The sequence below is a fragment of the Rhizorhabdus sp. GW822-FHT03C02 genome (genome assembly GCF_058801765.1).
In genome coordinates this window covers 1-10577 of record NZ_JBXANN010000027.1, presented here as the reverse complement: position 1 = coordinate 10577, position 10577 = coordinate 1, and the positions used below count along the sequence as shown (strand labels likewise).

The 10577-nt window shown below is 67.4% G+C and carries 8 protein-coding genes; all 8 read right to left on the bottom strand.

The genetic code is table 11. The features are described from left to right. Positions 1-143: 143 nt before the first annotated feature. The 8 genes from AC1RM6_RS30325 to AC1RM6_RS30290 all read right to left on the bottom strand — a co-directional run bounded on the left by AC1RM6_RS30325 (position 144) and on the right by AC1RM6_RS30290 (position 10298). Positions 144-1334 carry a multidrug effflux MFS transporter gene (locus AC1RM6_RS30325; RefSeq protein WP_493108413.1) on the bottom strand — a complete coding sequence of 397 codons (1191 nt, stop codon included), beginning with the start codon at positions 1332-1334 and terminating at the stop codon, positions 144-146. A 126-nt stretch (positions 1335-1460) separates the two neighbouring features. Further along, complete coding sequence (locus tag AC1RM6_RS30320) at positions 1461-2426, bottom strand: isopenicillin N synthase family dioxygenase (RefSeq protein ID WP_493108411.1); 966 nt, start codon at positions 2424-2426, stop codon at positions 1461-1463. Between the two features lie 230 nt (positions 2427-2656). Further along, positions 2657-5047 (bottom strand): TonB-dependent siderophore receptor, encoded by a 2391-nt coding sequence (locus tag AC1RM6_RS30315; RefSeq protein ID WP_493108409.1) that lies wholly within the window; start codon positions 5045-5047, stop codon positions 2657-2659. 113 nt (positions 5048-5160) lie between these two features. Next, positions 5161-6201: an isopenicillin N synthase family dioxygenase gene (locus AC1RM6_RS30310; RefSeq protein ID WP_493108407.1), complete on the bottom strand. Its 1041-nt coding sequence runs from the start codon at positions 6199-6201 to the stop codon at positions 5161-5163. A gap of 69 nt (positions 6202-6270) precedes the next feature. After that, on the bottom strand, positions 6271-7272 hold the full coding sequence (locus AC1RM6_RS30305; RefSeq protein ID WP_493108405.1) for an ABC transporter permease: 1002 nt from the start codon (positions 7270-7272) through the stop codon (positions 6271-6273). Next, positions 7269-8024 carry an ATP-binding cassette domain-containing protein gene (locus AC1RM6_RS30300; protein WP_493108403.1) on the bottom strand — a complete coding sequence of 252 codons (756 nt, stop codon included), beginning with the start codon at positions 8022-8024 and terminating at the stop codon, positions 7269-7271. The genes AC1RM6_RS30305 and AC1RM6_RS30300 overlap by 4 nt, the downstream gene beginning before the upstream one ends. Before the next feature lie 13 nt (positions 8025-8037). Next, positions 8038-9084 (bottom strand): substrate-binding domain-containing protein, encoded by a 1047-nt coding sequence (locus tag AC1RM6_RS30295; protein WP_493108402.1) that lies wholly within the window; start codon positions 9082-9084, stop codon positions 8038-8040. Positions 9085-9386: 302 nt separating this feature from the next. Then, positions 9387-10298, bottom strand: coding sequence for a LysR family transcriptional regulator (locus AC1RM6_RS30290; RefSeq protein WP_493108400.1), 912 nt, complete (start codon positions 10296-10298; stop codon positions 9387-9389). Between the last annotated feature and the right edge of the window lie 279 nt (positions 10299-10577).

Here is a 10577-nt window from a genome sequence, read left to right as displayed (position 1 = left end):
GTTGGACCAGGCTTAGGCCGCGTCTCCATAACCGGCTCAGACCTACATCCGATGCTTCAAAGGAGAATATCCATGTCGCCCTAACACGACATCTTGACCCACAACTCCCCATGTGAGTGCGGGGCGACGGGTTATGTTGGCGCCTATGGGGCCGCTTCCCGCCTCGCGATCCGCCAGGCGGCGATCCACGCGGCGACGGCGGCGACCGCTTGCAGCGCGACCATCCCCGCGAAGCTGCCGCCGAGCAGCGACAGCAGCGCGCTCGCCGCCGCCCCGGCGCCGAACTGCAGCGTGCCGAGCAGCGCCGCGGCGGTGCCCGCGACCGCGCTGTGCCGGTCGAGCGCGAGCACCGACGCCGGGCCCATCACGAAGCCGAACGAGGTGAAGACCAGGAAGAAGCCCGCCAGCATCAGCGCGATCGGCGGGGGGCCGGCGAGCGATGCCAGCGCCATCGGCGCGATCCCCGCCAGGGTCAGCGTCGCCGCCATCAGCAGCACCCGCGGGGTGCCGTGGCGCAGGATCAGCGTGCGGTTGGTTTGTGCCGCGGCGATCATTCCGACCGCATTGGCGGCGAAGGCGATGCTGTAGGTCCAGGGCGGCAGGCCATAGGCGCCGATATAGGCGGCCGACGATCCGGCGAGATAGATCGACGCCCCCGCCTGCGCGGTCGCCAGCATCGCCAAGGCCCGGCGAAAGCCGGGATCGGCGAATATCCGGCGGAAGGTCCGTTGCAAGGGCTGCGCTTCGGACGACCGCGCGACATGGGTCTCGGGCAGCAGGCGCCAGGTCGCGACCAGCAGCGACGTCGCCAGCGCGGCGAGCAGCCAGAAGATCATGCGCCACGAGGCGAAGGCGATGATCGCGCTGCCGGCCAGCGGGGCGAGCAGCGGCGAGACGCTGACGATCAGCAGGGTGCGCGCCATCAGCCGCACCGCGTCGGGGCCGGCATGGAGATCGCGGACGATCGCCCGCATCAGCGCGACGATCGCGCAGATGCCGCAGCCCTGGACGAAGCGCCCGGCGATCAGCGTGGCGACGCCGTCGGCGAGCGCGCAGCCGATCGACCCGGCGACGAACAGCGCCAGCCCCAGCAGGATCGGCGGCTTGCGTCCGATCCGGTCGGACAGCGCGCCATAGACGATCTGGCCGAGCCCGAGCGCGAGGAAATAGCCGGCCATGCTCGCCTGCACCGCGCCGATCCCGCAACCGAGATCGCGCGCGATCGTCGCGAACGCCGGCAGATAGATATCGATGCCGATCGGCCCGATCGCCGACAGCAGGCCGAGCAGCAGCGTCAGTCGGCGGAGAGGAGCGGCGGATGGTGGAGGGGGCATATTAATGGGTGAAATACTCGAACCCCCTTCTCCGTTCGTGTCGAGCGTAGTCGAGACACCCCGCGGTGGTGGAAAGTGTCTCGACTACGCTCGACACGAACGGGTTGGTATTCAAGGCCCAAAGTATCAGCCTTCAGAAGGCGCCGCCTGGCGGAAGGCATAGGTCGCGTCGAGCTTGTCGCGCAGATGCTGGCCGGCGGTGATCGGCGCATAACGCGGCGGCCGGTCGGGGCCGGTGCAGCTCGGCAGGCATTCGACCAGCGCATCGTCATTGGCGTCGAGGAAGAAGGCGATCGAATAGCGTTCGCGCCCTTCGAGATCGACCACCCGGTGCGGGGTCGACGCGTAGATGTCGTTGCTCCAGCGCATCAGGCAGTCGCCGATATTGCAGATGAACGCGCCCGCGATCGGCGGCGCCGCGATCCACGCCCCGTCGCGGGTCCGCACCTCGAGCCCGCCGACATCGTCCTGCGAGAGGATCGTCATATTGCCATAGTCGGTGTGCGCACCGGCGCCGTGCCGGCCTGGCGCGCCGCCGCCCGGATAGCGCAGCAGCCGCAGCGTCGCCATCGGCCGGTCGACGAAGCGCGCGAAATGGTCGGGTTCGAGCCCGAGGTCGACCGCGAAGGCGCGGTGGAGCTGCTCGCCCAATCGCCGCATCGCGTCATAATAATCGCTCATCAGGTCGCGGAAGCCGGGCAGCGCCGGCCACTGGTTGACCCCTTGCGACGGTGCGTCGTCGGCCCAGCGTTCGCCCGGCTCGGGCTCGCGGCCGATGTTGAACGCCTCCTTGAGGTCGGGCGGGGCGTCGGGATCGAGGCTCTCGGAATCGACCGCCGCATAGCCGCGATTGTGGAGCGAGCGGGTGATCGTCAGCGCCATCTTCTCGGCCGCCGGCAGCGCGAAGAAAGCCTGCGCCATCGCATAGACCTCGGCCAGCCGCCCGGGCGCGACGCCATGGTCGCGGACATAGAAGAACCCGATCGTCCGCGCCGCCGCCCCGACCTCCCCCGCGACCCGCTCGAGCGCGCCGGGGACGCCGGCGATCAGGTCGTCGAGGTCGATGATCGGGAGGGAAGGGGAGGTGGTCATGGGGGAATGACTTTACTTAAGCCCCTCCCTTTCAAGGGAGGTTCGGCAGGTTGGGATTGCCCCCGGCAATCCCTAAACCATGCCGGGGGGCATGGTTTACCTGCCGAAGGGGTGGGTGGCGAGCGTAGCGAGCCTCTACGCTGGAGCCGAGCGCGACTTCAGCGGCATCGAGCCGCTTCAGTCGCACCCCACCCCAACCCCTCCCCTAAAGGGGAGGGGTTACGCCGTGTTTAAAACCGCGCCGTTACCTTCAGCACCGCCGTCCGGCCTTCGCCGGGGAAGGCCGATCCTTCGGTGTCGGTGCTGCGCTGGGGGATATAATAGCGCTTGTTGAGGATGTTGTTGACGTTGACCGCGATCCGGTAACGGCCGGTTTCCCAGTGCACCGATCCGCGCAGCAGGAAATAGTCGGGGAACTCGATCGCCCCCGGCAATTGCCCGCTGGTCTTGTCGACATAATTGCCGCCCAAAGTCGCGCCGATGCCGTTGCCGAGTTCGTAATTGGCGAACAGGCCGAACACATAGCGCGGCTGGGTCTTGTCGACATAGCCGGTGGCGAGCCCGGCGAAGGCGCTGCTCGCGGCCTGGTAGATGAAGCCCCAGCCGTCGGTGTAAGCGAGCCCGAACGAGGTCGGGGTGACGACCAGGAAGGACGAACCCGAAATGGTCGTCTTCTGCCGGGTCGCGACCGCTGACAGGCCGAAGCGCTTGCTCACCGCCCAGCGCAGCTCGCCTTCGAGCCCCTTGGTGGTGGCGCCGACGAAATTGCCGGTCAGCAGCTCGGACTGAACCCGCTGCTGGCGATAGGCCGACAGGCCGACGAACAGCCGGTCGTCGAACAGGCTCGCCTTGATGCCGCCCTCGGTCAGCTTGGTCGGCGACAGGAAGGTGTCGCCGCGGACATTGCCCGGGGTGATCGCGCCGCCCTGGCTGGTCTCGAGCGCCCACGACTTGCCCTTGGTGAAATAGGGCACGACCCCGAACGGGGTGACGTAGCTCAGGCTCGCCGACCAGCTCACCGCGTCGCGCTTGTTGTGATAGGTGACGTTCAATGGCGCCGAGAAGTCGGTCAGGCCGGTGTTGCTCGACCAGACATGATAATCGTCATAGCGCAGGCCGCCGGTGAACTTCAGCCCGCCGAACAGCTTCATGTCGGTGTTGAAGAAGGCGCCGTACCCCTTGACCATCGAATGGTAGAACTGGTCGTAGGGTTCGCCGCTGATGTAGATCGGGTTGAACAGATCGTCGGGGGTCGATCCGACGGTGATGTCCTGGCGGTCGAGCACCTGATAGCCGCGCGCGAACACATAGCCTTCGTCGGCGTCGTAATCGCGATAGCCGACCCCGCCGACGAAGCTCGCCTCGAGCCATTTCGCCGGTGCGACCTTGCCGGCATAGGAGAGCCGGGCCTCGCGCGCCTGGTCGCGCAGATGCTTGGTGAAGCCATAGCCATTATAGCTGTCGGCGTTGAGATCGTCGAGGAAGCCCTGGAGCTTGACCGTGCCCGGGCCGAGGTCGTGCGACAGGTCGAAATAGGCGGTGGTGGTTTCGGAATCGCCATAGTCGTAGGGCGAGGTCAGCAGGGTGCGGCGGCCGAGCTTGACCGTCTTGATCGTCGCCGGATCGAGCCTGCTGTAATTGTTCGCGGCGCCGAAATATTTGGTGACCCCGCCCGCGCGGACGATGTCGGCCGGGGTGATATAGGCCGCCCCCGGCGACACGAGCTGGGCGATCGGCCGGCCCGAGATATAATTGCCGTTGTCGATCAGGTCCTGGGTCAGCCGGTTGATGCCGGTCGTGCCCTGCATCCCGCTGGCGTCATAATATTGGAGGCCGACGCTGTAGGTGAAGCCGCCGGGCAGTTCGCTCGAAAACCCGCCCTGGACCAGGGTGTGCTTGGGCTCGATCCCGTGGAAATATTGCGATGCCTGGACCTTCTCGACATAGAGGTCGACGCCCGCGGCATAGTCGCCGAGCTTGATCGGCGCGCCATATTCGCCCGACGCGCGGTAATAATCATAGGTGCCGAGCGAGGCGACGACCTCGCCGCCGGCCTCCTTGCCATTGCGGAACTGTTCGGCGCGGTCGGCGCGCGGGGTGAAGTTGACATAGCCCCCCGAACGGCCGGTGCCATAAGCCGGCGAGGCGATGCCGCGGACGATCTCCAGCGTCGATGCGGACTCGATCGGGGTGATATAGGTCCCCTGATTCTCGACCCGCTTGAAGCCGCGGAAGAAATTGTCGGCATATTCGCCGCGGATGTTCACGGTGCCGTCGACCCCGTAGAAGCTGGCGGTGAACACGCCCGGGGTCACCGCGATCAGGTCGCGCACCGTCGTCAGGCTATATTGGTCGATCATCGCCAGCGACACGGTCGAGGTCGACCGCGGGGTTTCGACCTGGCTGATGCCCAGCCCGAAGGCGTCGGTCGGGGTCGGCAGGATCGCCGACTTGGCCTTGGTGCCGGTCACCACCAGCACCCCCATCGCGCCGGCATCGGTTTCGTCGGCGGCGTCGGCCGCGGGCGCTGCCTGCTGCGCCCATGACGGTACCGCGCCGAACGCTGCGGTGACGAGCGCGGCCAGCCCGGCGCTCCTCAGAAGATATTGTCCCTTACCCATATGCCATCCCTCGCTTCAAAAGGCTGCCTAAGCCGAAACGGCCCCCTCCCGGCAGATGCACGGCCATCACGAGACGGTTTGCCCGTTTGCTCGTCGATGGATAGAAAATCTTTTTATTTGAACATGTTGTCGTAGAATTTGACGAAGAAACGCCGCATATACTCGTCATTCGAAAAGGGCTCGAACCGCGCCGGCGCATCGGCGGTGACGAAACGCTCGATCGGCGCCACCACCACCTCGCGGTCGGGGTTCATGAACATCGTCGCCGAGAAGCGGTCGACCGGCTTGCGCGACACCACCCGGTGGAGGGTCGAGACGAAATGGCCGTTGGTCCACCCCATCATCGTGTCGCCGATGTTGATCACATAGGCGCCCGGCACATAGGGCGCCGCGATCCAGCGCCCGTTCGCGTCGCGGACCTCGAGCCCGCCGACATCGTCCTGCAGCAGCACGGTGAAGGTCGATGCGTCGCAATGCGCGCCAACCCCGACATCGGCCGACGGCGCCCCCGGCACCGGCGCGGGGTAGAAATTGAGCCCGAAGGTCGCCAGCGGGCTCTGGTGGAGGTTCGAGAAATAGTCTTCGTCCAGCCCCAGCGCCATCGACAGCGCCCGCATCAGCGCATCGCCGAGCGCGGTCAGCGCGCGCTGGTTGACGATCATCGTCTCGACGAAATCGGGGGCGCCGGCCGGCCACAGGTTGCGCTGGTAGATCGGATCGGGGTCGCCATAATTGTCGTCGTCGGCGTTCAGCACCCGCATCATGTTGTACTGTTCGAGGGTCCCGCCCGACACGCTCGCCTTCTGCCCGTCGGGGAGCAGCGATCCGCCCGGCTGGGTGCCCTCGGCGGCGCCGCGCGGCGGCAGATAGCCGCACCACTGGCCGTCGGCGATCGGCGCGCACAGCATCTTCTCGGGCCGCGGCCGGGCGAAGAAGGCGCGGCTTTCGGCGAGCACCGCCTGGCGCAGGCTTTCGGGGACGCCATGGTTGACGATGTAGAAGAAACCGATCCGCCGGCATGCCTCGGCGATCTGCGCGGCGACCGCGGCGCGGTCGTCGGCGCTGCCGATCAGGAAGCGTCTGAAATCGATCACCGGAATCTCGTCGATCGCGACGGTTTCGGGCTGGTCGTAATGAAGGTCGACAGGCGCCATGAAGGGCTCACCTCGAAAGATGTTGAAACGAAGCGTCAGAAAGTCGGTCGGGAGAGGGCGGCGGGGGCGTCAGCCGGGGGCGGCGCGGCGTTCCCTCGCACGCAGCCATTCGGCGATCGCCCCGTCGGGCCGCAGATGCGGTTCGAGCCCGGCGGCGAGCACGATCAGCAGCCCGACATAGACCTGCACCCAATTGCCCTGCACCCCGACCAGGATCAGCCCGGTCTGCAGCATCGACACGATGATCGCGCCGAGCAGGGTGCCGGTCGCGGTGCCGATCCCGCCGCTCAGGGCGGCGCCGCCGATGATCACCGCGGCGATGATCGACAATTCGCCGCCGGTGCCGGTGTTGGGCGATCCGATCCGCAGCCAGCCGGTGGTCAGCGCCCCGGCGAGGCCGCAGCAGAAGCCCAGGGCGACGAAGGCGCGGATCTTCACCTTGCCCGGATCGACCCCCATTTGCGACGCCGCCCGGGCATTGCCGCCGGTCGCATAGAGATGCGCGCCGTATAGCGTGTAGCGCAGGATGAAGCCGCAGATCAGGAAGGCCGCGCCCGCCCAGATCACCTGCATCGGCACCGGTCCGACCATCCCGCCGGCGGCGTGGAAGAAGCTGCTGTCGATCGTCGCCGGAATATCGATCGACAGCCCCATCGTCAGCACCAGCGCCAGCCCGCGCAACAGGCTGAGCATGCCGATCGTCAGGATGAACGACGGGATCCGCAGCTTCACCACCGCGAGCCCGTTGAGCAGGCCGATGCCGGTGCCGAGCGCGACCGCAAGGCCGGCGGCGGCCCAGGGGTTCCAGCCATGGTCGACGATCGCGATCGCCGCGATCACGCTGCACAGCCCGTAATTCGACCCGATCGACAGGTCGACCTCGCCGGCGATCACCAAAGCCGTCAGCGGCAGGCCGATCAGCAAGGTGAAGGCGGTGATGCGGAGGATCTCGAACTGGGTCTGACCATCGACGAAATGCGGGGCGTTGGCGGCGAAGCCGGCGAACAGGGCGATCGCGACCACCAGCATCGCGGTCTGCCGGTTGAACAGGCGAGCAAGCGTCCCGGTCATGCGGTGGCTCCCATGATCAGGCCGACGATGTCGCTGCGGCTGCTGTCGGCGATCCGCCGCTCGCCGACCTTGCGACCGAGACGCAGCACGATCGCGCGGTCGGCGACGTCGAAGACATTCTCCATATTATGGCTGATCAGCACCACCGCGGTGCCCTGGTGGCGCAGCATGCGGATCAGGTCGAGCACCTTGGCGGTCTCGCGGACGCCGAGCGCCGCGGTCGGTTCGTCGAGCAGGACGATGCGGCTGCCCTGGAGGATGGTGCGCGCGACCGCGACCGCCTGGCGCTGACCGCCCGACAGATAGCGGACCGCGGTGGTGACCGGCGGCAGGTTGACCTTGAGCCGGTCGAGCACCGCCTGCGCCTCGCGGTGCATGCGCGCGCGGTCGAGCAGGAAGCCGAAGCGGACCGGTTCGCGGCCGAGGAACAGATTCTCGGCGATGCTGCGGTCCTCGACCAGCGACAGATTCTGGAAGACGGTGGCGATGCCCGCGGCGCGCGCGGCGGCGGGATCGGCGAAGCGCACCGCCGCGCCGTCGATCGCGATCGTCCCGGCGCTTGGGCTCAGCACGCCGGACAGCATCGCGATCAGCGTCGACTTGCCCGCGCCATTGTCGCCGAGCAGGGCGGTGACCTCGCCCGGGAACAGGTCGAAGCCGACATCGGCGAGCGCGGTGATGGTACCGAAATGGCGGGTGAGGCCGTCGGCGCTCAGCACCGGCCGGGCGTCGGCGGGGGAGGGGGGCGTCATGCTGGTTGCGGGCTCAAGATAGGCCATAGGCCACCGCCGCCTGCTTGCGCTTGCCATAGCTCGCCAGCATCGCCTCGACATTGGCGCCGTCGACCCAGATATGGCCCGGCGACATCGTGCTCGCGGGCAGCCCGCGTTCGAGCATCGACCAGGCGACCAGCACCGCCATGAACCCCTGCCAGTAGAGATTCTCGTCGATCGCGAAATCCATCTCATGCGCCTTGATCATGTTCAGCGTCTTGAGGCTGCTCACCCAGCCGCCGATGATCTGCTGCCCCGGCTTCACGCCCAGTTCGGCGAGCGCCTTGGCGAGCGGGATCGCCGACATCTCGCCGCCGGCGACCGCATGGGCGACGACGTCGCGGGTCTCGGTGAGCTTGGCCTTGTAGAGCCCGACCGAGGCGGCGGCGTCCTTGGCGGCCTCGTCGGCGAACACGACCAGCTTGGCGGTCGATCCGCCCGCGGCGAGCCCGTCGGCGACGCCGAGGATCCGCTCCTCGACATTGAGCGATCCGGGGAAGGGGTTGCCGACCAGTACCGATCCGCCGGCGATCCCGCGCTTCTTCAGCGTTTCGGCGATGCGCTCGCCCATCAGCCGGCCATTGTCGCGCGGCTGCTGGCCGACGAACGGCACGTTGAGCGGCGCCAGCGTGTCGGGATTGTTCGCCGAATTGACCAGCGCGAAATGGACGCCCTGCTTCTGTCCGGCGGCGATCTCGTCGACCACCGCCTGGTACCAGTCGACCGTCACCACCACGTCCGACCGCGCGGTCACCGCTTGGCGGATCGCGTTGATATGCGCGTCGGGGGTCGGCTGCGGGTTGAGGATGCGGTTGAACTTCCAGCCGAGCATCGCCGCGGCATCGGCGGCGCCCAGCGAGATTTCGAGCACGAAATCCGACCCCGTCGTCCCGACCGCCCAGGCGACCGTGCGCGCCGAGCCCAATGTCCCGCTCTTGCCATCGGTGCCGCCGGCTTTCGAGCAGGCGGCCAGGAGCGCCAGCGCACCCATCGCCGCCGGCGCGGCGCCCAGCATCGAGCGCCTGTTGATATCGGTCATTCGCGTCCCTTTCATCGTGGCGGCTGAGGTCTCTCGCCCCGTCCTGTCACGATAGAGTCATGCTGGGGCCTGCGGGTGAGCAAATCCAGTTCAATTTTTTCGTGGTGGTGTACTAAAAAAAGCAACGCGCCAATTCAGATCCTTCCCATCGCAGATGGGGAGGGGGACCAGCGAAGCTGGTGGAGGGGCCTACGACCTCAACGATCGCGCTGGCTTTGCGGTTGGAAAACCCCTCCACCGCTACGCGGTCCCCCTCCCCAAAGCTGCGCTTCAGGGAGGATCTAGAAGGGTTTCTACCCGTCTCACCCCACCGTCGGCGCTTCCTCCTCGAGCATCGCCGCCGCCAGATGCTGGACCAGCAGCGACGCCGCGGTCGCCAGCGGCCGGCCCGAGGCGCTGATCAGCGACAGCACCGACAGCGGCAGCTTGGCCTGGCCGATCGGCACGAAGCGCAGCTGCCCGGCGGCGACCTCGGCGGCGACGTCGATCGGGGTCAGCAGCCCGACCCCGATCCCTTTCAGCACCAGCGACTTGATCAGCGCGATGCTGCTCGCGGTCGCGGCGAAGCGCGGCGGCGCGCCGACATTGCGCGCCCAGGCGCCTTCGAGGATGCCGCGCAGCGCGTTGGTCTCGTCGGGGCCGACCAGCGGATGGTCGCTGCATTCGGCGAGCGTCACCTCGTCGCGCGACGCCAGCATATGGTCGGGCAGCACCACCGCGCCGAGCTGGTAGATCAAGGTGCGCTCGACCCGGATCTCGTGGCCGTCGGGCGGGTTGAAGGCGATGCCGATATCGGCCTCGCCCTTGAGCACCAGGTCGACCACCGCCTGCGACTGCGACACCTGCAGCCGGTAGACGATCCCGGGATAGCGCTGGCTGAACCCCTGCAGGCTGCGGGTGATGAACTCGGCGGCGCCCTCGACCATCGCCACCCCGACCTCGCCGCGGCGCAGCCCGCGCAGTTCGTCGATCTGCGCCTCGACCCCGCGCAGGTCGCGCCGCCAGCGCCGCACCGTGCCCACCAGCAGCTCGCCCGCCGCGGTCAGCCGCAGTCCCTGCGGCCGCCGCTCGAACAACGGCACCCCCAGCCTGGCCTCCATCCGCAGGATCTGCCGGTCGATCGCCGACGGCGCGATGTTGAGCACCTCCGACGCCCGGCGGATCGATCCGCGCTTGGCGACTTCGTCGAAATAGAGGGCGAAGCGGGAGAGCATGGGGGCAGGATCCGGGACAGGAGGGGGCGCCGTCAGCCTATCGGCTGGGTGTGAGGTGGGGAACCGGCGGCGCATTATTTTCTTCGGCAGGTTCCGTGCAGGCGGATGTCGACCCGACTGGCGCACGGCACATGAAAGCCTCGCGCATACCTTCTTCGTCATCCTGAACTTGTTTCAGGATCCACCGTGCGACGGGGGAATGTGAAGTGCCCCCCTGAATTGAGACAGAGAAAAAGGTAACAGTCTCTTATGGAGGGACTGATGAAGATTGAGGAGAAG